This is a genomic window from Paenibacillus sp. JJ-223, from assembly GCF_927798175.1.
Taxonomy (GTDB): Bacteria; Bacillota; Bacilli; order Paenibacillales; family Paenibacillaceae; genus Paenibacillus; species Paenibacillus hubeiensis.
In genome coordinates this window covers 177104-200883 of the sequence record NZ_CAKMMP010000004.1, presented here as the reverse complement: position 1 = coordinate 200883, position 23780 = coordinate 177104, and the positions used below count along the sequence as shown (strand labels likewise).

Below are 23780 nucleotides of genomic sequence, written 5' to 3'. Positions count from 1 at the left end.
GAAACCATGCGCATTAAACATCATGGCGGGCCGCCGAATCCTGGCGGCTCGCCTCTTCCTCTTCACCTGCAAGAATGCTTCTAAAGAGCGTACTGCGCTGTTAAGCGCCTTCCAGGAACAGGGGGGAAGCTAATATAACAGCCGCGATGAAGATCAATTGGAGCATTAAACGGGGCCAGAACGGCCATACGGGCTTTCCGTGTATGGACATTTTTTTTCGAGCCGCATATGCATTTGCCGGGAACATCAACAGGAGCATTAAGAGCAAACCGCTGGAAGCCAGCCAGGCGGTGCCGGGAATAAGAATGCCGATGGCGCCCGCAATCTCAAGGACTCCCGTCCAAGTCACGATGCCTTCCTTATATGGCAAACCCGGAGGCACCATAAGTACCAAGTCGGGTCTTCGTTTCCCCCAGTGCGCAGAAGCGGTCAGCAGAAACATGCAGGCAACGCCCCCTTGGAGGGCAGGATGCCAATGATCCAGCATAGGTACTCCGATCCAACCAAGTCCGCGAAGCAGCAAAAAAGTGGTACAGAGGGTCAATAAGGGTGCCATGTAATTTCCTCCTTATCGTTGTTTATCTTCAATAATGACGCGCATGGTTTGAATAATGATCAGCCGAAAAAACCGATCGCTTTCCGATTAATCCTGCTGCGTCAGCATGCGGGCTATAAATTGGGATACTTCGTTAGAGCCCAAGCTTGATGTGTCTTTCGAACCATACGAGCTTTTTATTCGCATTCCCAAGGAGAGCAGCACGAACAATTCTGCCATCTGTTCCGCATGAACCGATTTAGAGATGACACCATGCTCTTGCCCAAGCTCGATCCATTGCCTTGAATAACTGACCGATTTCTCGTGAAATTGCTGCAGTGCTTCAGAAACCAGAGGGGCATCCTCTTCTTTCCCGAATAAATACAATAAAATTTTGTTGGTGATATTTTCCTTTTCTTCGAGTCCTGTTAGATTCAAACGGATGATATCCATCGGTTCCTGGAACGTTTTTACTTTGGCGTGATGGACTGTGGCGAGGAAGGAAGCGTGTATCTTTTCCAAATGTTCGTTCAGAATCCAGACGAAGATTTCGTCCTTGCTTTTCACATAGTGGAAGATGGCGCCTTTGGAAAGTCCCGATTTTTGCATAATTTCTTTTAAAGTGATGGCATGGCATCCCTTATCCTGCAGCAATTCCTTTGTGGATCCCAGAAGCTGGGCGATGGTCTGTTTTCTGCGGTCTTCATTTTTCAAGAGTTTCTCCTCCTTAGGTTTCTGTGCGGGTCGTCCAAAAGTATATAATAAACCGACAAGCGGTTTGTTTTATAGCTGCAAAGCTTTTTATATTTTAATGATTATGTTTATTTTACAAACAGACCATTGGTTTGTAAATAGAGTAAACACTTTTTCTTTCGGATGGTTTGACCAGATCAACAACCGAGAAACTCTACATGAGAAGGCATTTTCGCTATTCTACACGTCGAATCGAATGAATAACTGGCAAAAAATTGACGAACGAAGCGGTTGAGTTGTTCCCCGAACTTATTATAGAATGAAGGTTAGGATTTCATTCAATCGAATGCTGCCTTCCGATGTGCCGATCCATGCGCTCGTCGAGGTTTTAATGCGGATGGTCTCAAGGGCAGGCAACATTAATCGTGAATTCCAACAATGCATATACAAGGGGGCTTGAAGCCATGGAATCCTTGGGAGGACTGCTTCAGCAGCTGAACCCTTCCTTTCGCGAGCAGTCCCGGCGGATCGCGGAGCAGTTGATTCAGGACCCGTACGTGCGGGAATTCCGCGCAAAGCATCCCGAATTGCAGGACGCGCACCTGATCACCGACCTGAGCAAACTGTACCAATTTGCGAGGGATTCGAAAAACTGCGCGAATTGCCCGGGATTGGACAACTGTCCGAACGATTTTCAGGGGCACTTTTGCAAGCTGGAAGTAGAGAATTTTAACGGCAAACCCGAAATCATAGATAAAAAGGCGCCTTGCGCCAAACATCTGGCCTGGCAAAACGAACAGAGTATCCGCAAACGGATCCGCAGTTTCTATGTGGACGAGCGTGCGTTGAATGCAGGATACAACGACGTGGAAATCATGGGCAGGGATCGGATGCGTGCGCCTGCGGTCAACCAGGTACTGCGTTATGTCAATGAGGCAAAGGTTAACGGGCTTTCAACGCGAGGTTTATACCTGGAGGGTTCCTTCGGAACGGGGAAAACGTTCTTGATGTGTTACTTGCTGCATGAACTGGCCATCGCGGGTTATACCGGGGTCATCATTTATATGCCGGATTTCGTGGAAGACCTCAAATCCATGATCACCGAGGGCCAGAAGTTGAAGGAAACGACGGAAATCCTCAAAAATTGCGATGTGCTCATCTTTGACGATATCGGCGCGGAAAACCTGAATCCTTGGGTACGGGATCACGTAATGGGATCCATCTTGAACTACCGCATGAACCGCAAGCCTACCTTTTATACGTCCAATTACAACTTGGATGGTCTGGAAAAGCATCTGAGTTTTACGAGCAGGGAAGGCGAGGATACGAACAAGGGGCAGCGATTGATGGACCGTATTCGCCCGTTTGTGGATGTCGTGGCCGTTCGCGGTGAAAACCAACGAGGCAAGCAAGACTAACCTTTAAGGTGGGAATCGGTGCCGATGTGCTTATAGGGGACACAGGACCCCGGATACAGCGATAAGCCCAAAAAGCCTGGTCTTCGCAAGCTGCGAAAACCGGGCTTTTTGGGTCCCTGCGTGCAGACGGCTCTTATTCGGTCAAAAACTTAAAGATCACCATACCGAAAAAGATGACGGTCATCAGGCCAAACATGCCTGTTACGCCCGCAACCAGATCAAACAGGTCGTTGCGGGGCTCCTCATTGACATGTTCGCGCGGGTCGCTGATTCTCACATTGGTGTCCATGTTATTGCCTCCTTTGGGATGAGCAGCCTGCCGCGATGGTGGCTGAGCCCGAAGTGCTTTTAGTATACTTGGAAAAGAAAGCGTTTGTAAAGATTTAGCATTTGGTCCATTAAAGGTGGAAAATGAAGATTTGATGTTCGCGAGATGAACATTTCCAAGTTGGTTTCACAACATTAACGCTCCTGTGTTATAATGGCAGTGTCGTTCACGACGTTACAGGTTATATTAACCGTAAAGCATATATAAGGAGGACAAATATCATGGCTATTGTTAACGTATCCGATCAATCCTTTAACGCCGAAGTCGAAGGCGAAGGAACGGTTCTTGTTGATTTTTGGGCGCCTTGGTGCGGTCCTTGCAAAATGCTCGCTCCAATCCTGGAGGATCTGGCTTCCGAAGTTGGCGATTCCGTCAAAATCGCAAAAGTCAATGTGGATGAAAACCCGGAATCTGCTTCCCGCTTTGGCGTAATGAGCATTCCTACCTTGATCTTCTTCAAAGACGGTCAACCTGTGGATAAAGTGGTTGGTCTGAACTCCAAAGAAGCTCTCAAAGGGATCATTGAAAAACATCAATAATTCATGGGTTACACACATACGCCTCCGGTTATGCGCCGGGGGCGTTTTGCGTCACAATTCATCGGGAGGGAGGACCCGCTGAAGCATGGAACAATTTATCAATACGGTACAAGCACAAGAAGAAGCACTGGAACGGATTCGCCACAAGCTGGCTTTGCTGCCGGATCTGCCAGGCTGTTATTTAATGAAAAATGGCGAAGGAACCATCATCTACGTCGGTAAGGCAAAAGTGTTGAAAAACCGTGTCCGCTCCTATTTTATCGGCAGCCACAACGGGAAAACACAGCGGCTCGTTTCCGAAATCCGCGATTTCGAATATATTGTGACCGGCAGCAACATGGAGGCGCTCATTTTGGAGTGCAACCTGATCAAAAAACATATGCCGCGTTTCAACGTATTGCTCAAGGACGACAAGACGTTTCCTTACCTCAAAATTACGAATGAACAGCATCCGCGTTTGGAGGTCACCCGGCGGGTGCTTAAAGATAAAGCGAAGTATTTTGGCCCATACCCTAACTCATATGCAGCCCATCAAACGAAGAAACTGCTGGACCGGATGTATCCTTTGCGCAAATGCGGCGTGATGCCGAAGGAAGTCTGCCTGTATTATCATATGGGCCAATGTCTGGCGCCTTGCGTGCAGGAAGTGCCGAAGGAGCAGTATGAGCAGATCTCCCAGGAAATGGCGTCCTTTCTGGGCGGCGGGCATGAGGAAATCAAAAAAGACCTGCAGCGCAAAATGCAGGAGGCTGCAGAAGACCTTTACTTCGAACGGGCCAAGGAACTGCGCGACCAGATCATTGCCATCGACGCCATTATGGAAAAGCAAAAAATCACGATGGCGGATGCCAGGGACCGGGATGTATTCGGTTTCGCGATCGACAAAGGCTGGATGTGCGTTCAAATTTTGTACGTCCGCCAAGGCAAAATGATCGAACGCCATGTGTCGACGTTCCCTTTTTATGGGGATGCGTACAGCGACTTCATGACTTACGTGACGCAGTACTACAGCGACAACCCTGCATTGCCTCAAGAAATCCTTTTGCCGGAGATGCCGCAGGAATTGCTCGAATTGAACGATGTAGAGGCCGGGGAACCGGATAGCGACACGGCGGCTGCGGTAACGGCCGAAACGGTCGAAACGGAAACGTCTTTCCGTGAATCGGATGCCGGGCAAGAGCTGCTGGTGGCCGAATCCAGAGAAGATTATGCGCCGTCCGGCGATCTCGGGGAAACGGGCGAACCTTCGATGCATCCGCAGGATGAGTCTGCCGCATCGGTAATGGAGCCGGCCGACCAGCCGTTGTCCGGATTGGAAGAGCCGGCACAGGCTGCCGCGGCATTGCAGGAATGGCTGGACATCAAGGTTTATGTGCCGCAGCGCGGACTGAAACGGCAAATGATCAAAATGGCCGTCGACAATGCCAAGGTTGCGCTTGAAGAAAAATTCAGGCTGATCGAACGCAACGAGGAACGGACATCCAAAGCGTCGGAAGGTTTGGGACGTTGGATCGGTCTGGACCAGCTGCGCCGGATCGAGGCGTTCGACAACTCCAACATTCAGGGCACGAACCCGGTTTCGGCCATGATCGTGTTTACCGACGGCAAACCGGACAAAAAGGAATACCGCAAGTACAAAATACGTTCGGTCGAAGGACCGGATGATTACGAAACGATGAGAGAGGTTATCCGGCGGCGTTATGAACGCGTGCTGAAGGAAAACCTGACCATGCCGGACCTGATCGTGGTGGATGGCGGCAAAGGGCAAATTTCGGCAGCCGTGGACGTGCTGGAAAATGAACTCGGGCTGTACATTCCCGTATGCGGCCTGGTCAAGGATGCCAAGCACAAAACGTCGCAGCTCATGATCGGCAATCCGCCGGAAGTCGTGGCTTTGCCGCGCGACAGCCAGGAATTTTATTTGTTGCAGCGCATTCAGGAGGAGGTTCACCGCTTCGCCATTTCGTTTCACCGCGAGCAGCGCGGCAAATCGATGGTTACCTCCAAGCTCGATTCGATTCCGGGTATTGGAGAGAAGCGGCGCAAGCTGCTGCTGAAGCATTTCGGGTCTTTGCGCAAAATCAAAGAGGCCAGCGTCGAAGACTTCCGGCCTCTCTCGATCGGCGACAAGCTCGCCAAACAAATTATTGCAGCGCTTCGTGATGAGGAGTCGTAACATACGGCTTCTCTTTTTTGCGTGGATTGAAACGATAGATCACGTAACCTACGATGGCTGGAAGCACGATCCAGAATATCCCGGCAGAAACGTTCAGTACGTCTCCCATGAATATCAGGCTAAGACCCATCAACAAGCTGTCGAAAATGACGTGGCTGAATACGACCGCGATAAAACCGTGCCGCAGCATAATCAGACTGAACAACAAACCGATGACCGTCAGTTCGATCGGACGCGTAATGACGGGATAAATCGGATACAGGGTATGTCCGAGCGCCCATATCAGCGTAGGGATCAAGCAGGCGATAAACGTATTGCGCACGATTTTTTGCATCATGCGTATGCCGAACAGGCGATATACCGCTTCTTCGCCGATCCCTGCCATCCATGCCATGATCGGGAAAACCCATGCGTATGTCATATTATACGTGGATTGGTCTGCCGAGGTGGTTGACCAGGTCCCGATGCTGTTTTCCAGAACGAGAAACAAAATGGACTGCACGCCGAGCAGAATGAAGGCCCACAAATAACCGACAACCATGCTGTCCAGCACGTATTTTCCGTAACCGGGTTCTTTGGCACGAGGCCAAGGATTATAACCGATTTTTCGCCACATGCCGTCGCCGGCCACGAGTGACAAGTAGATCGTTGCGCTCATGACCAGATTGACGCCCAGTTGAATGACCATTAGAAACATAAGCATAAAGCTGGACAATCCTTGGGCTTCGAAAAGCGGCATCATATTCAGCGTGCCGATGACGGAAGCGGCGAAGTGCACCAGTGCCAGCACAAAGCCCCGTTTGAACGACGTATGGGACCGGGTCAGGATGCTGTAAATGATGGCGAGCACGCCAAGGACAAACGTTAGAAATCCATAGCCGGCGTACGTCATCCAGTTGGCCTGACGAGTCTGTTGGTTTACATATGCATTGTGCGCTTCAGGTACGGAGAAGACGGCGTCAAACGAACGGACTTCTTCATTTTGGAAGGTAAAGCGGAGTTCAAGCCGGGAATCGCCAATTTGTTTCGTGGGATCGGAGTATACAAGCCCCCCGTCGTTTTCTCCGGTTTCCAGTTCCAATTGCGAAGCATCGTATCCGAACTCTTTTACAATGCCTGCAGCGCTTTGCACTTTTTGCTCCAACGTCATATTGTCTTCAGCCAGCCGCAAGGCGGAGTTGGTTTTGCTCTTGTCCGGTTCCGCTTCGATGGATGCGTATAATGAAGAAGGAAGCTCGTGTTTGAAAGCTACAACTTTACCTGTTCTCATATGTACGTCAACATGCAGATAACCGCCTTTGACTTCATCGGGCAGCCGGACCCGAAACACGTCATAAGGGTATTGTTCTTCCCATTTCCGGTTGTAATCGTTCAGCTGTTTGGTTTTGGCCATATACCCGTACACATCGGAATGGGTCTGGTAAGTGACCAGCACATCGTCCTCGTCGACAGGAAGAGAATAGTCCGGCAGGGACGCCGCGAAGGATCGGGCAGATTGCACCGCCTGTGCCTTGGTAATAATAGGTGCAGACTGGATATCCGTTGTTTGTGTTGAGGTGGAAGGGAAAATCTGCAGCACCGCAAATAAAATCAGACCGATCGCCGCAAGCAACCCCAAGCGCTTGAAATTGGCCTTAACCCGCAGAGGCTGCCCTAAGGGATTCATTGAATATGTTTCCTCCTTTAATCATGTGTTATAACAGTAAAGATATCATAGGGTGGATATGGAGCGCCAATCCCGGAACGAGAACGGGTGCAAATCCCTGAAAATGAATGAAAACGATCGAAACAGTTGGTTTCATTCATCCACATATCAGAGTTTTTCCCAATTCGGCGAAATTCGATGCTATTTCCGGGAAAAGCCGTTTTGTTTGCAAGAAGCGGAACGCTTATAATTTTTGATGCCAATGCGTATAAATCGCATGCCTTCGGCCAAACAAGGGAACGAATAAAAATAACCCGCCAAGCACTATATGCGGCGTTACGGGAAATGATACAGAAACACGATATATTCATCATGAGCCGAATAGACGCCTGTTAGCGCATCCACCATGGGTATGCCTTGCGTGACTTCGGACACGACTCCATCTTGGAGTCATTTTCATTTCGGCAAAGGGGGTTGATAACCAAGTGAAACCGATGTTTCGATCGCTGCTGCAATCTCCGCCGCGTATTCTCGTTTTGGGCTTTGCGGGCATTATCTTGCTCGGCACGTTCATTCTGATGCTTCCGCTATCTGGCAGAAACGGGGAGAGCCTGCCGTTTATCGATGCGCTGTTCACGGCAACCTCCGCAGTATGTGTCACAGGACTGGTCGTCGTGGATACAGGCACGCACTTTTCGGTGTTCGGCCAGGTGATCATTGCCGTGCTGATCCAGATCGGCGGGCTGGGATTCATGACGATGTCAACGCTTGTGGCCATTGCCTTCAAACGGCGAATCTCGCTGCGCGAGCGGTTGATCCTGCAGGAGGCGATGAACCAGAGCACGATGGAAGGCATCGTGCGGTTAATTCGCAAAGTCGTGGCATACTCCCTTATTCTCGAAGCAGCTTGCGGGACCCTTTTCGCCATACGTTGGGCGTTCGACATGCCGCTGGGAAAAGCGGCATATTACGGCTACTGGCATGCAATTTCGATGTTCAACAATGCAGGGTTCGACTTATTCGGGGATTTCCGCAGCCTGACGGGGTATGTGTATGATCCAATGGTGAATTTTACGGCGATGTTCCTGATCGTGTCCGGCGGCATCGGGTTCGTCGTGTTGTCCGATCTGGCGGAATATCGCAAAACGCGCAAGCTTTCGCTTCATACCAAAGTGGTGCTCATGATGACCGGGCTGCTGATCGTGTTCGGCGCGCTTGTCATTTTTATATTTGAATTCAACAATCCACGCACGCTTGGCGGACTGAACTGGGGCGGGAAAATATTGGGATCGTTCTTTCAATCGGTTACCCCGCGTACGGCAGGGGCCAACACGGTGGATATTGCCGGCCTCAGGCAGGCCACGCAATTTTTTATCATTATATTGATGTTTATCGGGGCTTCCCCCGGCTCGACGGGTGGGGGCATTAAAACAACCACGTTTCTCATCATGGCCGGGGCCGTCATCGCGATGATGCGCGGGCGGGAAGATATCGTGTTTTTTCGCTACCGGCTGGTGCAGGAACGGATTTTCAAAGCGCTGACGATCACGCTGCTGGCCTTGCTGCTTATCATCGGCGTGACGATGGTGCTCAGTACGACGGAGGACAGCAGCTTCCTGATGATCCTGTTCGAAACCACTTCCGCATTCAGCACGGTAGGTCTGTCCATGGGGCTTACGTTGAAGCTGACGACCTTTGGCAAAGTGATGATCTGTCTGACAATGTTTGTGGGAAGATTGGGTCCGGTCACGCTGGCATATGCGCTTACGCAGAAAAAGGGTAAGGAACTGTACAGGTATCCTGAGGGCAAAATGATTATTGGATAAGGGGTTCGTGAAAAACGATGAGAACACAGCAGTTTGCGGTCATCGGGCTCGGGCGTTTCGGCTCAAGCCTGGCGCAGGAATTAATGGAGCTTGGTTATGAGGTGCTGGGCATCGATAAGAACGAAGAGGTTGTGGAGGATATGAGCGAATTGGTCACGCATGCCGTCGTTGCGGATGCCACGGACGAGGAAGTGCTTCGTTCCCTCGGCATCCGCAATTTCGACTGCGGCATCGTGGCGATCGGTGACGATATTCAAACGAGCATTCTCACGGCGATTCTGTTGAAGGAACTGGGCGTGAAAACCGTTGTGGCCAAGGCCATTTCCGTGCTGCACGGACGCGCCCTGGACAAACTGGGCATCGATCGCGTGGTCTATCCCGAGCGTGACATGGGCATTCGTGTGGCACACCAGCTCGTGACTCCGAACCTGATGGATTACATTGAACTTTCCAATAATTACAGCATCGTGGAGATGAAGGTTCCAGCCTGCATGCACAATACGACCTTGTCCACCCTGAATGCGCGCGTCCGCTTCAATATCAGCATCGTGGCGCTGCAGAAGGAAGCCGGGGTCATCATTGCTCCGACTGCGCTGGACACGCTGCAATTGGGAGACATTATGGTCATCATCGGCAATAATGACGACATTGAACGGTTCGAAGAACAGGTCGTCAGTCAGGAAGGCTGATGTATTGCTTCTTAGGCGATCTACATCGCCGTGTATTTTACGTAGGCGTCGTTGTCCTCCTGGAGGATAACGGCGCTTTCGTCGTAAATAAAGCGGCCGTCTCCTTGACCCATTGCCTTGCCGTTTCGCTCAGGAATTCCTTTCCGCCGTAGATCATGCTTGTGGTGCGGCGGGTTTGCTGAAGCTGGGGCAAATAAACGGATACCAGGTCATTGTCGGCCAGCAGTTGGGGGCGAAGATAGGATTTGGGCAGCAGTGCCGCCGCTTTTCCCGTAGGAAGGAGCCGAATGATGGCTTCGAACGAGTCGATCTCCATGCGTATGTCAGGCATGACCCCGCAGCGCTGAAACAGGTCGTCGGTGAGTTTGCGGTACCATGTGCCTTTGGAAAAAATGATCATCGGCAAATCCTGAAGGTGCTCCATGCCTGCCTCCTGTCCGGCGAGCGAATGCGTTCGCGGAACAACCAGCTCAAGATGGTCATCGAACAGCGGAATGCAGTTCAGACCCGCTTCATTGATGGAAGATGCAACGATGCCGACATCGGCCTTCCTTTCCCGGACAAAGGAGACGATCTCATGGGTTTTGCCTGTCAGCAGCTTGATTTCCGCATTGGGGTGTTTCTCCATGAAGGCGTTTACGAGCGGAGGAAGCGTCGTTTGGAGCGTCGTGAGACTGGCTCCCAGCGTGATTGAGCTCTGTTCTTCCTCTTTATATTGTGCCAGCATGGTCAAAAATTTGTGCTGCTGCTGCTGCTGCTCCACGGCAAAGGTGTAAGCGAGCTGTCCCACGCTGGTCAGCTCCAGACGTTTGCCGCGGCGATGGAAGAGAGTGACCCCGAGCTCGTCTTCCAGTTTGGCAATTTTGCGCGAGAGAGCAGGTTGAGACAGATTCAACAGTTTGGAGGCGCGGTTCAAGCTGGATTGCTCCACAACTGCGGCAAATGCGTTTAATTCCTCGAACATGTCGGCAGACCCCATTTCCAGTGAGAGTGATGATTGTCATAGATGGTGGCGTTCCTTTAAGGTAAGAAAAGATGCATCAGCGTTTATCCCTTATGCATATAGGGTATATCTTTTAATAATTATATTGCAATTCCCTTATAAGAAAAAAAAGAGTAACATGAATTGTGACACAAGTTGTTCACACCTGAATAAAACAGAACAATTTGTTTGAATCCCCCCATTGGGGAGATCAACTCATCGGATGTGTGAACGAATTTATGAAAACGTTGTTATTTCGAAAGGGGAACGACATTTTATGAAAGGGTTTTACTCCAGAAAGCTGCACTCCCTGCTTGGCGTCATCCCGCTCAGTTTGTTTTTCATTGAGCATCTGGTGACAAACTTCTCTGCGGTAGAGGGCGGCAAAGAAGGCTTCAACGGCGCTGTTGCTTTTCTGAACAGCCTGCCGCTCGTGATCGTACTTGAAACGCTCTTGATCTGGTTGCCGCTATTCTATCACGGCGTGTATGGACTGTATATAGCCTATCAGGCGAAGCCCAACGTTGGCCGCTTTGGCAATGAGCGCAACTGGCGTTATACGCTTCAGCGGGTCAGCGGCGTCATTACCTTTGTATTCGTCATCTGGCACGTTTGGGAGACGCGGGTACAGGTTGCGCTCGGCAAGGTCACGCATGAGGAACTTGGAGGCATCATCCATGATGTCGTAACGAATCCCGTGACGTTCATTTTATACCTGATCAGCGTGATCGCGGCTTCCTACCACTTCGCGAACGGTCTGTGGTCGTTCCTCGTCAGCTGGGGCATTACCGTCGGGCCGCGTGCTCAACGCGTATCCTCCTACATTTGCATGAGCTTGTTCGGCATCGTGTCGATCATGTTCATCGCATCGCTGATCGCGTTCCGTAACGTGGATTTCCAAACGACCACTTCAATGATCGAAGCAGTCAAATCGGTTTTCATCTAAGCATTGGGCTCAATGCCGACATATAAGGGAGTGAAAGAAATGGCATCATCTAACGTAATCATCGTGGGCGGAGGTCTCGCAGGTTTGATGGCGACGATCAAATCGGCTGAAGCCGGAGTCCATGTTCATTTATTTTCGCTGGTACCCGTAAAAAGATCCCACTCCGTATGCGCCCAGGGCGGCATCAACGGAGCGGTAAACACCAAGGGGGAAGGCGATTCCCCGTGGGTACACTTTGACGATACGGTGTACGGCGGCGACTTTCTTGCCAATCAGCCTCCGGTCAAAGCGATGTGTGAAGCAGCACCGGGCATTATTCACCTGATGGACCGGATGGGCGTTATGTTTAACCGCACGCCGGAAGGATTGCTCGATTTCCGCCGTTTCGGCGGAACGAAGCATCACCGCACCGCATTTGCGGGTGCAACGACAGGCCAACAGCTGCTGTATGCGCTCGATGAGCAGGTGCGCCGCTGGGAAGCTGCCGGACTCGTCACAAAATACGAGAACTGGGAGTTCCTGCAGGCCGTTATTGACGACGAAGGCATTTGCCGCGGCATCGTAGCCCAGGACCTGAAAACGATGAAGGTGCAGACGTTCCCTGCGGAAGCGGTTATTCTCGCCAGCGGCGGGCCGGGCATCATTTTCGGCAAAACGACGAACTCGGTCATCAACACGGGCACGGCTGCAAGCGCGGTGTATCAACAAGGCGTGAACTATGCCAACGGTGAGTTCATCCAGATTCACCCGACAGCCATCCCGGGGGATGACAAGCTGCGCCTGATGTCCGAATCGGCACGCGGCGAAGGCGGACGGATCTGGACGTACAAAGACGGAAAACCATGGTACTTCCTTGAAGAAAAATATCCGTCCTACGGTAACCTGGTCCCGCGCGACATTGCAACCCGCGAAATCTTCAGCGTGTGCGTGGACATGGGGCTGGGCGTTAACGGCGAAAACATGGTTTATCTGGACCTGTCCCACAAAGACCCGAAAGAACTCGACGTCAAGCTGGGCGGCATCATCGAGATTTACGAAAAATTCATGGGCGACGATCCGCGCAAAATCCCGATGAAAATTTTCCCGGCGGTCCACTACTCGATGGGCGGCATGTGGGTCGATTACAATCAGATGACCAACATTCCGGGATTGTTCGCTGCCGGAGAATGCGAATATCAATACCACGGCGCAAACCGTCTGGGCGCGAACTCGCTCGTGTCCGCCATCTACGGCGGCATGGTCGCAGGCCCCAAAGCGGTTGAATACATCAAAGGACTCAAAAAGTCGTCGGCAGACATCAGTTCCAGCGTGTTTGACGGATACACGAAGCGCCAAACCGACAAATACGAAGGCATCCTGAAAATGCAAGGCAATGAAAATGCCTACGTGATCCATAAAGAGCTGGGCGAGTGGATGACCGCCAACATGACGGTGGTTCGTTACAACGACAAGCTCGAAGCAACGATCGGCAAAATCAAGGAACTGAAAGAGCGTTACCGGAAAATCAACATGTACGATACATCCGGCTGGAACAACCCGGGAGCGGCATTTACCCGTCAGCTGTGGAACATGCTCGAGTTGGCCGAAGCGATGACGCTGGGCGCGCTGCTCAGAAACGAGAGCCGCGGCGCACACTACAAGCCTGAATTTGCGAAACGCAACGATGAGGAGTTCCTCAAAACAACGATCGCGACATGGACAGCCGACGGCCCGCAAATCTCGTACGAGCCTGTGGACGTTTCCTTGATCCCGCCGCGGGTACGCGACTATTCTAAAGATTAAGTAGATTATTTACGTTGATGTTTAGCAGGATGAAATGGATTGCACATCAAACGAAGCGTCAAAAGATTACTGAAGAAGCGAAGCGTACAGTAAGCTTTTAAATGCTATATTCCAGCATGAATATTGCAATATTTCAGTAAAACGTTGCAGTGCTGCACGGTGTAGCGGAGGAAGCGGCATTATCCTGGAGAAGCGGCGCTTCCTCTGAATACGTCCCAAAGATTATTTACGTTGATGTTTAGCAGGATGAAATGGATTGCACATCAAACGAAGCGTCAAAAGATTACTGAAGAAGCGAAGCGGTCGCCTTTATCTCCGGATTTTTCCCTTTGGAGAAGGGAATCAGAAAATCTGGGGATAACAGCGATCGGAAGTAACTTTTGCAGCGGAGTGACTGTGTGCTGACATTATCGGTCCTATAATGAGCAACGATCAATCATCGTCACCACAAGGAGGGGACAGCGATATGGCGGAAACAGCAACAGCCAGCAAAACCGTCAAGTTTATCATTACCCGTCAAGACAGTCCGGAGTCATCTCCGTACAATGAAGAATTCGAGCTTCCCTATCGCCCGAACATGAACGTGATTAGCGCCCTGATGGAAATTCAGCGCAATCCCGTCAATAACAAGGGAGAGTCGATTGCCCCTGTATGTTGGGAATCGAACTGTCTCGAAGAGGTTTGCGGCGCCTGTTCGATGGTGATTAACGGTAAGCCGCGTCAGGCTTGTGCCGCTTTGATCGACAAATTGGAACAGCCGATCCGGATCGAGCCGATGAAAACGTTCCCTGTCGTACGGGACCTCGTCATTGACCGGAGCCGCATGTTTAACTCACTCAAAAAGGTCAAAGCCTGGATTCCGATCGACGGCACATACGATCTTGGGCCAGGACCACGGATGCCCGAGAAAAAACGCCAGTGGGCGTACGAATTGTCCAAATGCATGACCTGCGGCGTATGTCTGGAAGCTTGCCCGAACGTCAATGAGAAGACCAACTTCATGGGACCAGCACCACTGTCGCAGGTACGGTTGTTCAATGCTCATCCGACAGGTGAAATGAACGCGGAGGAGCGCCTGGACGCCATCATGGAGTCCGGGGGCATCGAAGGTTGTGGAAACTCGCAAAACTGCGTTCGTTCCTGTCCAAAAGGCATACCGCTTACGACATCCATTGCAGAAATGAACAAACAAACAACGAAACACATGTTCAAGCGTTGGTTGGGCATGTAGTTCCGTTTTGCCAAAGGAACAAACCACGAACACGAACAAAGGAGCCGAGGATTCGGCTTCTTTTTTTTCCTCGACTGAACATGTTTCGCTTGAACGCATTCGGCATAAATATAACAAATACATCTCCCGACCCGTAACACAGAAAAGGGGAGCGTGAATGGGTAAAGAATATGATATACTGATGGAATTAATATGAGCGGATGGTGAGACAGGAATGGGAAACTACGGACACAGAAACAGCCAACCGTCGTCTCGAATCCCGAATCTTCACACAGCCCCCCCTTTATTCCCCGGAGAGGAGAAAAATCATGACGCCTCCCGATGGGGTGATCGGCTCAAAAAAAGGCTGATGTTGGCCATAGCCGCTATTTTCTCTGGAGGGTATGCCTTATGGGAGCCTCGCTTACTCGATGTGGTGAAAGTCGATCTGAGTTTGCCGGGATTCCCCAAGGAATGGAACGGGCTGCGCATCGTCCAGTTCAGTGACGTGCACCTCGGATTCCATACCCATCTGAAGCAGGTACAGAAGCTCGCTTCCGCAATTGGGGAGCTGCAGCCGGATGTGATTTGTTTTACCGGAGATATGGTCGAACGGGAAGCCGCTCCGATGCGTGACTATATTTCCGTGCTGGGCTCCATGCAAGCGAAGTATGGTAAATTCGCAGTGTTGGGGAACCATGATTATCGGGGCAAAGAGCAGAATCAAGTAGCCGCCATGCTTCAGGAGGCCGGATTTATTTTGTTATGCAATGGTCATGCCGTGCTACAAAACGGTAATTCCCGGATTGCGTTGGTCGGTCTGGATGATGGGCTCACGGGCAATCCGGATCCACAAAAGGCAGTTCAAGGCTTGGACGACGGAATATGGAAGCTGCTGCTGATGCATGAGCCGGATTATGCAGATTTCGCCGCTCCCCTCGGCTTTGGAATGCAGCTATCCGGACACAGCCATGGAGGGCAGGTGCGTTTTCCTTTGCTTGGGGCGATGACGACACCACGGGGTTCCCGCAAGTATATTAAAGGCTTGTATCACGTTGGGCAGCAGCGGATGCCGGTCTACGTTAACCGAGGGTTTGGCATGACACAGCTGCCGATCCGGTTTTTGTGCAGGCCGGAGTTAACGGTATTTCAACTTAAAGGGATGCCTGAAAGAACGGCAGGATCGTCCGCTTCATTGGAGAACATATAAATATGATCTTTGGCAAAGGAGGGCAGCCGGATGGAAAGAATAGCGATCGTTTCGGACATTCATGGTAACATGACGGCGTGGAATGCAGTGCTGGATAATATTCGTCATCGCGGAATCACGCGCATATTTTGTCTCGGCGACCTCGTGGGCAAAGGCCCGGCACCTGCCGAGGCTGTGGATTCCGTGAGAACAACCTGCGAGCAGGTGATCCGCGGCAATTGGGACGAGTTGGTGGCCGTGAACAAGGACAATGAAAATTTCACCTGGCAGGCAGAACGGTTGGGAGCAAACCGCCTGGCCTATTTGGCCAATCTTCCGTTCAGCTATGAGCTTCGGCTTAGCGGGCGTGCCATCCGTCTGGTGCATGCTTCGCCGAAGAGCGTATATCATCGCGTGCAGCCATGGGATGAAATGGAGCAGAGAATGGCGATGTTCGATGCTCCGGAAGAGGCGACGGGATTCGGAACAGCCGATATCGTCGGTTATGGTGATGTGCACAATGCGTTTTTGCAGCATCTGAACGGCAAGATGCTTTTTAATGTTGGAAGCGTGGGCAATCCTCTGGATATGACTCAAGCGTCCTATTGCATTATCGAAGGCGAAAACAGCAATGATGTTAAAAGTGCCTTTAATCTGCAATTCGTGCGTGTCCCTTATGATATCGAACAAGAGGTGCGCGCGGCGGAGCAGGCCAATGTGCCGTTTCTGGATTTTTATATCCGTGAGCTGCGAACAGGCGTTTATCGCGGTTTGCAGGATCAATAGAGCCGCAGTATAGAAAAGGGCGTTTGAAGGAAAGCTACACTTTGATTCGGATCGTCGATGCATACGGTTGCTGCCGGAATTTCTTGGGAGCAAGCTTGTCTTATCGGAACCTTATTCGACAGGCAAAAGGAGCGATGATCATGTTGACGCGAGACATGCTGATGGAAGGATTGCCCATGCTGCAGACGGAGCGTCTGGTTTTGCGGACATTGCGCCAGAGCGATTTCGGCATGATCGCCGATTTGCTTTCCGATCCGCAGGTTATCCAGTACGTGAACAGGGGGAGTCAGCCTGCACCCATTCGTGCGAGAAGACTGCTGAATCAAATCCGCAGCAGCAGCGCCAATCTCGATTCGATTCATTACGGCATTTGCTGGAGGGAGACGGGAAGCGTAATTGGCCTTGCTTCCTTTCAGAATTGGAACGAACATGGGCGAACCGCGCAAGTGGGGTACATTGTGGACAAGTCGATGTGGGGCAAAGGCGTCGCGACGGAAGCTGTACGCCGTTTGCTGCAATTTGGTTTTGGCGAATTGCAGCTCTCCAAAGTGGAGGCACGCTGTTATGAAGCAAACCAAATGTCCCTTCAGGTGCTGCGCAAACTCGGGATGAGCCGGGAACGGACGATTGCGTCATACGGGCCGGCTCGGGCGGATGCAGCCATGCCAGGCCATGAGCTGGACGTGCACATTTACGGCATATGCAAGGAACAGTATGAATTCGCTCAAAAACAAGATTTTCTGCATACGTTGCAACCGGTGGCATTCGGCAAACCTGAAGCGCATAATTTATATTAGCCATCAGGATGTAACAAACATCGATCATTTGTTACACAATTGAAATATAGCTGCAATTGAACTCTAACAGACAAGGGGTAAACTTATCTCATGACCCCCTTTTTGATAAATAGATTATGCTGTTGGGACCCGTGCGAACGGGTTCATTTTTTTTGCCTCCAGAATCAGGGTTCCATGAACAAAAAGAAACCCATTGCCTGAAGAGAGCACTGCTCTTGGCAACGGGTTATGGTTACAGTGGCACCACCTGCATCTGCTTCTGTTTGAAATATACCCAGTCGGTAAAACCGATCTGCTTCAGCCTGTCGCGGACCGCTTCGAGTTCGTCTCCTACGCGTGCGGGCTTGTGGGCATCCGATCCGAACGTGACTTTGACCCCGTAAAAACGGGCTCTTTCCAAAATGGCATCCGAAGGATACCAGCCGCCGCTCAGTTTGGTTTTGCCTGAAGTGTTGATTTCGATGGCCACGTTGCATTCGGCAATGACTTTAAGCGTATGATCGATCGCTTGATCCGTCTTGATTTCCGAGAAAGGAGGATAGTTGCCCTTCATGGCGTCGATATGGCCGAGAATCTGGAACATGCCGCTGCGTGCAGATTGGCTGATCAAATCGTAATACTTTTCTTTGACTTCGATCTTTCTTGCATCGCTTAGTCCTTTCCAACGTGTTTTGTTGAAGATGCTGACATCTTCGGTATGGTGGACGGAACCAATCACATAATCAAAAGGATATTGACCAAGCGTGCTTCGGTATAACTCGGCATGGGCTGGGAAAAAGTCGGACTCGATGCCAAGCAGAACGTCGATTTTGCCTGCATATTCGGCTTTCAATGCAAGCACTTCTTCCACGTAATGACGCAATTCCGACTTAGCCATGGCAATTCGGGGGAATGCATGCTCTTCTTCGCTGCCGAAATACGGCGTATGATCGGAGATGCCGATCGCTTGCAGTCCGGCACGGATGCCTGCTTCGATGTAATCGCGAATGTTTCCGTCTGCATGACCGCAGCGAAAATGGTGGGTATGAAGATCGAATTTCATGACTGTTCTTCCTTTCTCGGGCAAATTTCTTATTCCGAACTGATGAACTGCGTTTCAGGCATGCCTTTGAGGTCGCTCAAAAACTGCTGCATGGCCGAGTTGAGATAACGGCTTGCTTTGTAAATGACGCCCACGGGATGGCTGACTTCAAGCTCGCCGAGCGGGATCATTTTCAGCGTCCCTTGCCGGAGTTCATGCGCGACCGACTGCTTGGAAATGATCGAGGCTCCGAGGTTGATTTCAACCATCCTTTTGATTTCCTCGCTGCTGGACAGCTCCATGACCACATTCGGTTCGATGCCGTGTTTTTTGAGAATGCCTTCCGTAAACTTGCGGCCAACCGTGTCCGGCGACAGCAGGATCAGCGGGATATCGCGCAGCACGTCCACTGAAGCATGTTTTAGTTTGGCCAAAGGATGGGCAGGAGAAACAATGAGTTCAAACGTATCATAATACAACACGGACGTATTCAGGTTTGGATTGCGCTCCGTCAGATACCCGATGCCGATGTCGATTAACCCGCTCTCCACCAGCGTATAAATTTGCGAGGAGGGCATGGATTGAATGCTCGTCTTGATCAAGGGAAATTGATCCTGAAAATAGGACAGCACGCGCGGCAAAATCTGAATGGCAATGGAAGTGGTTGTCCCTAATACGATATGTCCTTGAGGGGTCTCATCCAGGTCGGATAGTTTCTGCTTCAGCTCATCCACGATATCCAGCATGCGCTCTGCATGCTCCAAAAATACTTTCCCCCGGTCCGTGAGGGTAACGGGCTGATTGCGATCCACGAGCACGGTGTTGAATTCGTCCTCCAGACTTTTGATCTGGGCGGAAACGGCAGGTTGAGTCAGATTCAAAAGCTCGCCTGCCTTGCGGAAGCTCATCGTTTTGGAAATCGTAATCAGCGTTTCCAGTTGGCTGATATTCATGGTTGGCCTCCTTGCGATCAACTTGTCAACTATATAAGTTGAATAAAAGATTTTACACAGGACCACTGCGCGGTCAGAACCATCTTCCGATCGCTGTTATCCCCAGATTTTTTTGAATTTTTCTCAAAGAGGGAAATCCGGGGATAAAGGCGAATGCTTCGCTTCTCCAGATTTGTTCTGTCCTCTCCGTTGTTGTGTAAATATATAGTTCAACTTATATAGGGGGGAGTAAAAAAATCCCGCAAACATGTCATCGTTCTGTTACTTTAAATTATATGGGAAACGGGGCAGCACGGCAATGAAGCAGATGGAAGCAACTTTTGCACAATCTGTACAACGGGTTGGTACATATATCACTGGACATGATTCTTCTCTTTCCCCGCCGAAGCTCATCGAAATATAGGTAAAATAGTCCTAAAACCAAAGTTCTACCCCCTGGAATCGCCAATTCTTGCCCGGCAGGGGAGAAAAGCTGTGAGAATTCGCCAATAACAGCTATAAACATTTGATCTATCAATGACGATAAATTATAGAGCACATGCCTTGCCGAATTCATGATGAATTCTTGGACGTGATAAAGTATAATGAAATTATTGAAAATGGGACTTTTGGTGTGTGACCCATAACCCAGTGTAAGGGGGACATTAAACAGTGAAAGCGGAAGTGATTAATCCTTTCCTGGAATCCGCGCGAAACGTATTTGAGCAACTCATTCAGGTTTCACCTTCCACCGGGAATCTGGGCGTGAAGAACGTGGAGTACATTGCTGACCATGTTTGGATCGTGATCGGCATGACAGGGCAGCTGAGCGGAAACATCGTATTTGGCATTCAGGAGCAGGTTGCGCTCAAAATCGTTTCTGCCATGATGGGCGGTTTTGTGATTACGGAGATGGATGATATGAGCAAAAGCGCCATTTCGGAGCTTGGCAACATGATCAGCGGGAATGCAAGCACCATATTATCCAGCCAGGGCGTAGTTGTAGACATTACGCCTCCACAAGTCATGAAGTCGGAACATCTGACGGAGTTCAATGCCTCGAAAGCACTATGCATACCGCTTATGATGGACGGTATCGGTGAGATGGATATTCAAGTCATGATCTCGTAAAATGGAACCAAACGCCTGAAAGGGCATTAGCGTTCATTACGGGAGGATTTCGGATATGTTGAAGGACCAGATCGTTTTCATTACGGGCGCATCGAGCGGCATCGGCGAGCTCTGTGCCCGAATGCTGATTGAAGAAGGTGCCATTCCCGTTTTGGCTGCCCGTTCGCGGGACAGGCTCGAAGGAATCGGAGCTTCGTTAACAGGACGACATGAATTGCTTGAGCTGGATGTCACCGATGATACACAGGTTCAGGCAGCCGTGGACAGCGTGATGAAGAAGTACGGCCAAGTGGACATTTTGGTGAACAATGCAGGCTACGGCAGGTTTGCGGCAATCGCAGACATGACGGTGCAGGAGTTCGAAGAGATGATGAATGTCAACTACATGGGGATTGTGCGCTGTACAAAAGCCGTGCTGCCCCAAATGCTGAAACGTGGCAAGGGCCAGATCGTCAATGTGGCCTCTATGGCCGGAAAGATCGGTACAGCCAAGTCGGCTTCCTACACGGCGACGAAACATGCCGTTCTTGGTTTTAGCAATGCGCTGCGCCAGGAGTTGCGCAAAACGGGCGTGGTGGTGACCACGATTAATCCAGGACCGATCGATACGCCGTTTTTCGACCGTGCCGACCCGTCCGGTAACTATGTCAACAATGTGCGCTGGATGATGCTGAAGCCGGAGGATGTTGCCGCGCACATGATCCGGGCGATGAAGAAACGCAAGGAAGAAGTGAATCTGCCCCGACTGGCGTCGGCGGGCATACGCCTGTACCAGCTGTTCCCACGTCTTGCCGACCGTCTGACCCACGGCATGATGAATCAGAAATAAGGTCGCACCCATCGTTTTATCATATGGAACATCCGAAAAAGCTCCGCGAGGGGCTTTATTTTTTTTGAACATGCTACTTTTTGCAAACCGATATTTGGTGTGTGGACTTTTTTCGCATATAATGAAAGGTAATGTGAAGATAGACTGGCGCAACTATTACTTTAAATAAGGATGGACAATCATGACGAATGAAACATTTGCTTCAATTGGCGTGGATCAGGACCTGGAAGCGGTACTGGCCAGCCATGACATTACACAGCCTTCCCCCGTGCAGGCTCAGACGATCCCGGTCATGCTGGAAGGGCGCGACGTAGTGGCCAAATCCCAAACGGGAACAGGCAAAACGCTGGCATATCTGCTGCCGCTGCTGCAAACGGTCAAAAGCGACGTGAAAGGAACGCAGAAGCTGGTCATCGCCCCGACTCAAGAGCTCGCCATGCAAATCGTGCGGGAGGGACAACGGTATGGAGAAGGTCGCGGCATTGGCGTGCTGGGACTCATCGGAGGCGCAGCGGTTAAACGTCAGGTAGAGAAATTGCGTGAACACCCGGAATTGGTCGTAGGTACGCCAGGACGGCTCAAGGAATTGATTACGATGAAAAAGCTGAAAATGCACAACGTATCGACGATCGTGATCGATGAAGCGGATCAGGTGTTCCAGCTTGGCGGAGCCAGCGACGTGGATTTCATTCTGCGAAGCGCGCTGCGGGATCGTCAACTCGTCTTCCTGTCGGCCACGATGGACGAACATACGTCGGCGCTGGCCAAACGTGAAATGAAGGAACCGGTGCATATCGGGATTGCGCCGGACCAAGCTACGGCTTCAGGATTGGAGCATTATTACTTCGTCGGGGAGGAACGGGATAAAATCGACCTGCTGCGTCGTCTGGTAAGACAATATAATCCGGATCGGGCCATCGTTTTTGTCAACGCAACCGAGGACATTGGCGAGGTTGAAGCGAAAATGAACCATCTCGGCTTGTCCGCCGCCGCATTGTACGGGGATGCCGACAAAGTGACGCGCAGCAACGTGCTGTCCAGCTTCCGCAACGGAAAAATCAAATTGCTGATCGCCAGCGAAGTGGCGGCCAGAGGACTGGACATCGAAGGCTTGCCTATGGTCATCAACTATGACCCGGCCTTCGATTCGGAACATTATGTCCACCGTGCGGGCCGAACGGGGCGAATGGGACGCAGCGGGATCGTGCTGTCGATCGTGGACGAGAAACAGGTGTTTATCATGCGCAAATTTGCGCGTGAACTGGGTATCGACATCAAGGAACGTGCACTATACGGCGGCAAGGTCATCGAATCCGACAAGCATACCGATGCACGCTCAGGCGGCGAACGTGGAGCAGCAGGGGCTGCCGGCCTTTCCAAGGGGCGCAAACCTGGTCAGGCGAGCCGTGGCAGCGGAGCGCGGGCAGCGATATCCAACCAGCGCGGAGGCAGCAAAGCCGCCGGCGGCAGATCCGAGCGCGAACAGGATCGAAAAAACAAAGGAGCGCCGAAATGGAGCAAGGAGAACAAGCCTCGTTCCGAACAATAATCGCTGACGAAAGAGGTGCATGGATGCATGAATAACACTGAACCTGTGTTGCAAATCAGCGGCCTGAGCGGAGGTTACAGTGCCAAGCGCCCTGTATTGCATGGCATCGACCTTCAGGTCGGACGCGGAGAGATGGTTGGACTGATTGGCCTGAACGGCGCGGGCAAGAGCACAACCATGAAGCATATTTTGGGTTTGATGAGCCCGCAGCAGGGCGATGTGCGGGTGATGGGCAAGACGCGGGAAGAGGATGCGCAAATCTATCAGTCTGCGATGGCTTTTGTCCCCGAGTCGCCGGAGTTATATGATGAGATGACCGTCATGGAGCATTTGGAATTCACGGCACGGGCTTATGGCGTATCGGAAGCCGATTTCAAGCAGCGTACGGAGAAGCTGCTGGACTTGTTCCGCATGCGCGAAAAGAGCGCCAGCTTGTCCACGCATCTGTCCAAAGGCATGCGGCAGAAGGTGATGATCATGTGTGCGTTCGTGGCCGGGCCGCCGCTCTATATCATTGACGAACCCTTCCTCGGGCTTGATCCGCTAGGGATACGTTCCCTGCTGGATTTCATGCTTGAGATGAAAGCGGCCGGATCATCCATTTTGCTGAGTTCCCACATTTTGTCGACCATCGAGAATTACTGCGATCGTTTCGTGGTGCTGCATCGCGGGCATGTCATTGCCCAAGGCACGCTGGGCGAGCTTCGGAACCAGTCCGGGCAGCCGGATGCCACGCTGGAGCAAATGTTCTATTCGCTCGTGCAAGGCAGGGATTAG

The 23780-nt window shown here is 51.2% G+C and carries 22 protein-coding genes; 15 read left to right on the top strand and 7 right to left on the bottom strand.

Annotated elements, in window-relative coordinates; genetic code table 11:
- Positions 1-100 precede the first annotated feature (100 nt).
- Together L6H98_RS09445 and L6H98_RS09440 are read right to left on the bottom strand one after the other, a co-directional pair.
- Positions 101-556 (bottom strand): DoxX family protein, encoded by a 456-nt coding sequence (locus L6H98_RS09445; protein WP_236414622.1) that lies wholly within the window; start codon positions 554-556, stop codon positions 101-103.
- Positions 557-643: 87 nt separating this feature from the next.
- Complete coding sequence (locus L6H98_RS09440) at positions 644-1249, bottom strand: TetR/AcrR family transcriptional regulator (RefSeq protein ID WP_236414620.1); 606 nt, start codon at positions 1247-1249, stop codon at positions 644-646.
- Between the two features lie 443 nt (positions 1250-1692).
- Here L6H98_RS09440 and dnaI point away from each other — a divergent pair, with 443 nt between their 5' ends.
- Entirely contained in the window at positions 1693-2646 is a 954-nt protein-coding gene (gene dnaI, locus L6H98_RS09435; protein ID WP_236414618.1) for a primosomal protein DnaI, read from the top strand.
- Between the two features lie 133 nt (positions 2647-2779).
- On the opposite strand, the gene L6H98_RS09430 is transcribed toward dnaI, so the two are convergent.
- Complete coding sequence (locus L6H98_RS09430; protein WP_236414616.1) at positions 2780-2935, bottom strand: YqzM family protein; 156 nt, start codon at positions 2933-2935, stop codon at positions 2780-2782.
- A 260-nt stretch (positions 2936-3195) separates the two neighbouring features.
- Between L6H98_RS09430 and trxA the strand changes: the two genes are divergently transcribed.
- Together trxA and uvrC are read left to right on the top strand one after the other, a co-directional pair.
- The gene (trxA, locus tag L6H98_RS09425; protein ID WP_236414614.1) at positions 3196-3513 is read left to right on the top strand and encodes a thioredoxin; all 318 of its coding nucleotides are present in this window, start codon (positions 3196-3198) and stop codon (positions 3511-3513) included.
- A gap of 85 nt (positions 3514-3598) precedes the next feature.
- The gene (gene uvrC, locus L6H98_RS09420; protein ID WP_236414612.1) at positions 3599-5689 is read left to right on the top strand and encodes an excinuclease ABC subunit UvrC; all 2091 of its coding nucleotides are present in this window, start codon (positions 3599-3601) and stop codon (positions 5687-5689) included.
- Here the strand turns inward: uvrC and L6H98_RS09415 are convergent.
- Complete coding sequence (locus L6H98_RS09415; RefSeq protein WP_236414610.1) at positions 5658-7355, bottom strand: type II CAAX endopeptidase family protein; 1698 nt, start codon at positions 7353-7355, stop codon at positions 5658-5660. The genes uvrC and L6H98_RS09415 overlap by 32 nt on opposite strands.
- Positions 7356-7828: 473 nt before the next feature.
- Between L6H98_RS09415 and L6H98_RS09410 the strand changes: the two genes are divergently transcribed.
- A complete protein-coding gene (locus L6H98_RS09410; RefSeq protein WP_236414857.1) occupies positions 7829-9160 on the top strand; it encodes a TrkH family potassium uptake protein in 1332 nt (443 codons plus the stop codon).
- Between the two features lie 17 nt (positions 9161-9177).
- Positions 9178-9849, top strand: a complete 672-nt coding sequence (locus L6H98_RS09405; protein WP_236414608.1) for a TrkA family potassium uptake protein — start codon at positions 9178-9180, stop codon at positions 9847-9849.
- Positions 9850-9886: 37 nt separating this feature from the next.
- On the opposite strand, the gene L6H98_RS09400 is transcribed toward L6H98_RS09405, so the two are convergent.
- Positions 9887-10813 carry a LysR family transcriptional regulator gene (locus L6H98_RS09400; protein WP_236414606.1) on the bottom strand — a complete coding sequence of 309 codons (927 nt, stop codon included), beginning with the start codon at positions 10811-10813 and terminating at the stop codon, positions 9887-9889.
- A gap of 295 nt (positions 10814-11108) precedes the next feature.
- On the opposite strand from L6H98_RS09400, the gene L6H98_RS09395 reads away from it, so the two are divergent.
- The 6 genes from L6H98_RS09395 to L6H98_RS09370 all read left to right on the top strand — a co-directional run bounded on the left by L6H98_RS09395 (position 11109) and on the right by L6H98_RS09370 (position 17541).
- Entirely contained in the window at positions 11109-11777 is a 669-nt protein-coding gene (locus L6H98_RS09395) for a succinate dehydrogenase cytochrome b558 subunit (protein WP_236414604.1), read from the top strand.
- Between the two features lie 39 nt (positions 11778-11816).
- Positions 11817-13559 carry a succinate dehydrogenase flavoprotein subunit gene (gene sdhA, locus L6H98_RS09390; RefSeq protein WP_236414602.1) on the top strand — a complete coding sequence of 581 codons (1743 nt, stop codon included), beginning with the start codon at positions 11817-11819 and terminating at the stop codon, positions 13557-13559.
- Between the two features lie 466 nt (positions 13560-14025).
- Positions 14026-14790 (top strand): succinate dehydrogenase iron-sulfur subunit, encoded by a 765-nt coding sequence (gene sdhB / locus L6H98_RS09385; protein ID WP_236414600.1) that lies wholly within the window; start codon positions 14026-14028, stop codon positions 14788-14790.
- 412 nt (positions 14791-15202) lie between these two features.
- Entirely contained in the window at positions 15203-15979 is a 777-nt protein-coding gene (locus L6H98_RS09380; protein ID WP_236414598.1) for a metallophosphoesterase, read from the top strand.
- A gap of 30 nt (positions 15980-16009) precedes the next feature.
- Positions 16010-16744, top strand: a complete 735-nt coding sequence (locus L6H98_RS09375) for a metallophosphoesterase family protein (protein ID WP_236414595.1) — start codon at positions 16010-16012, stop codon at positions 16742-16744.
- Between the two features lie 140 nt (positions 16745-16884).
- Positions 16885-17541: a GNAT family N-acetyltransferase gene (locus tag L6H98_RS09370; RefSeq protein ID WP_236414594.1), complete on the top strand. Its 657-nt coding sequence runs from the start codon at positions 16885-16887 to the stop codon at positions 17539-17541.
- Between the two features lie 232 nt (positions 17542-17773).
- Here L6H98_RS09370 and L6H98_RS09365 read toward each other — a convergent pair whose 3' ends face one another.
- Positions 17774-18583, bottom strand: coding sequence for a histidinol-phosphatase (locus L6H98_RS09365; protein WP_236414592.1), 810 nt, complete (start codon positions 18581-18583; stop codon positions 17774-17776).
- A gap of 29 nt (positions 18584-18612) precedes the next feature.
- Positions 18613-19515, bottom strand: a complete 903-nt coding sequence (locus tag L6H98_RS09360; protein WP_236414590.1) for a LysR family transcriptional regulator — start codon at positions 19513-19515, stop codon at positions 18613-18615.
- 651 nt (positions 19516-20166) lie between these two features.
- Between L6H98_RS09360 and L6H98_RS09355 the strand changes: the two genes are divergently transcribed.
- From L6H98_RS09355 to L6H98_RS09340, 4 genes are all read left to right on the top strand, one after another.
- Positions 20167-20625: a chemotaxis protein CheX gene (locus L6H98_RS09355; RefSeq protein WP_236414588.1), complete on the top strand. Its 459-nt coding sequence runs from the start codon at positions 20167-20169 to the stop codon at positions 20623-20625.
- Positions 20626-20680: 55 nt separating this feature from the next.
- Positions 20681-21454 carry an SDR family oxidoreductase gene (locus L6H98_RS09350; protein WP_236414587.1) on the top strand — a complete coding sequence of 258 codons (774 nt, stop codon included), beginning with the start codon at positions 20681-20683 and terminating at the stop codon, positions 21452-21454.
- 181 nt (positions 21455-21635) lie between these two features.
- The gene (locus L6H98_RS09345; RefSeq protein WP_236414586.1) at positions 21636-23003 is read left to right on the top strand and encodes a DEAD/DEAH box helicase; all 1368 of its coding nucleotides are present in this window, start codon (positions 21636-21638) and stop codon (positions 23001-23003) included.
- A 27-nt stretch (positions 23004-23030) separates the two neighbouring features.
- Positions 23031-23780 (top strand): ABC transporter ATP-binding protein, encoded by a 750-nt coding sequence (locus L6H98_RS09340; RefSeq protein ID WP_236414585.1) that lies wholly within the window; start codon positions 23031-23033, stop codon positions 23778-23780.

What these genes read in the sequence shown, in the direction of transcription:
- L6H98_RS09400 (WP_236414606.1), bottom strand. Translation starts at nt 10,813, where the DNA reads ATGTTCGAGGAATTAAACGCATTTGCCGCAGTTGTGGAGCAATCCAGC.
- L6H98_RS09375 (WP_236414595.1), top strand. Translation starts at nt 16,010, where the DNA reads ATGGAAAGAATAGCGATCGTTTCGGACATTCATGGTAACATGACGGCG.
- L6H98_RS09360 (WP_236414590.1), bottom strand. Translation starts at nt 19,515, where the DNA reads ATGAATATCAGCCAACTGGAAACGCTGATTACGATTTCCAAAACGATG.
- L6H98_RS09395 (WP_236414604.1), top strand. Translation starts at nt 11,109, where the DNA reads ATGAAAGGGTTTTACTCCAGAAAGCTGCACTCCCTGCTTGGCGTCATC.
- L6H98_RS09370 (WP_236414594.1), top strand. Translation starts at nt 16,885, where the DNA reads ATGTTGACGCGAGACATGCTGATGGAAGGATTGCCCATGCTGCAGACG.
- dnaI (WP_236414618.1), top strand. Translation starts at nt 1,693, where the DNA reads ATGGAATCCTTGGGAGGACTGCTTCAGCAGCTGAACCCTTCCTTTCGC.
- L6H98_RS09415 (WP_236414610.1), bottom strand. Translation starts at nt 7,355, where the DNA reads ATGAATCCCTTAGGGCAGCCTCTGCGGGTTAAGGCCAATTTCAAGCGC.
- L6H98_RS09365 (WP_236414592.1), bottom strand. Translation starts at nt 18,583, where the DNA reads ATGAAATTCGATCTTCATACCCACCATTTTCGCTGCGGTCATGCAGAC.
- L6H98_RS09445 (WP_236414622.1), bottom strand. Translation starts at nt 556, where the DNA reads ATGGCACCCTTATTGACCCTCTGTACCACTTTTTTGCTGCTTCGCGGA.
- sdhA (WP_236414602.1), top strand. Translation starts at nt 11,817, where the DNA reads ATGGCATCATCTAACGTAATCATCGTGGGCGGAGGTCTCGCAGGTTTG.
- L6H98_RS09430 (WP_236414616.1), bottom strand. Translation starts at nt 2,935, where the DNA reads ATGGACACCAATGTGAGAATCAGCGACCCGCGCGAACATGTCAATGAG.
- L6H98_RS09410 (WP_236414857.1), top strand. Translation starts at nt 7,829, where the DNA reads ATGTTTCGATCGCTGCTGCAATCTCCGCCGCGTATTCTCGTTTTGGGC.
- L6H98_RS09340 (WP_236414585.1), top strand. Translation starts at nt 23,031, where the DNA reads ATGAATAACACTGAACCTGTGTTGCAAATCAGCGGCCTGAGCGGAGGT.
- L6H98_RS09405 (WP_236414608.1), top strand. Translation starts at nt 9,178, where the DNA reads ATGAGAACACAGCAGTTTGCGGTCATCGGGCTCGGGCGTTTCGGCTCA.
- trxA (WP_236414614.1), top strand. Translation starts at nt 3,196, where the DNA reads ATGGCTATTGTTAACGTATCCGATCAATCCTTTAACGCCGAAGTCGAA.
- uvrC (WP_236414612.1), top strand. Translation starts at nt 3,599, where the DNA reads ATGGAACAATTTATCAATACGGTACAAGCACAAGAAGAAGCACTGGAA.
- sdhB (WP_236414600.1), top strand. Translation starts at nt 14,026, where the DNA reads ATGGCGGAAACAGCAACAGCCAGCAAAACCGTCAAGTTTATCATTACC.
- L6H98_RS09350 (WP_236414587.1), top strand. Translation starts at nt 20,681, where the DNA reads ATGTTGAAGGACCAGATCGTTTTCATTACGGGCGCATCGAGCGGCATC.
- L6H98_RS09345 (WP_236414586.1), top strand. Translation starts at nt 21,636, where the DNA reads ATGACGAATGAAACATTTGCTTCAATTGGCGTGGATCAGGACCTGGAA.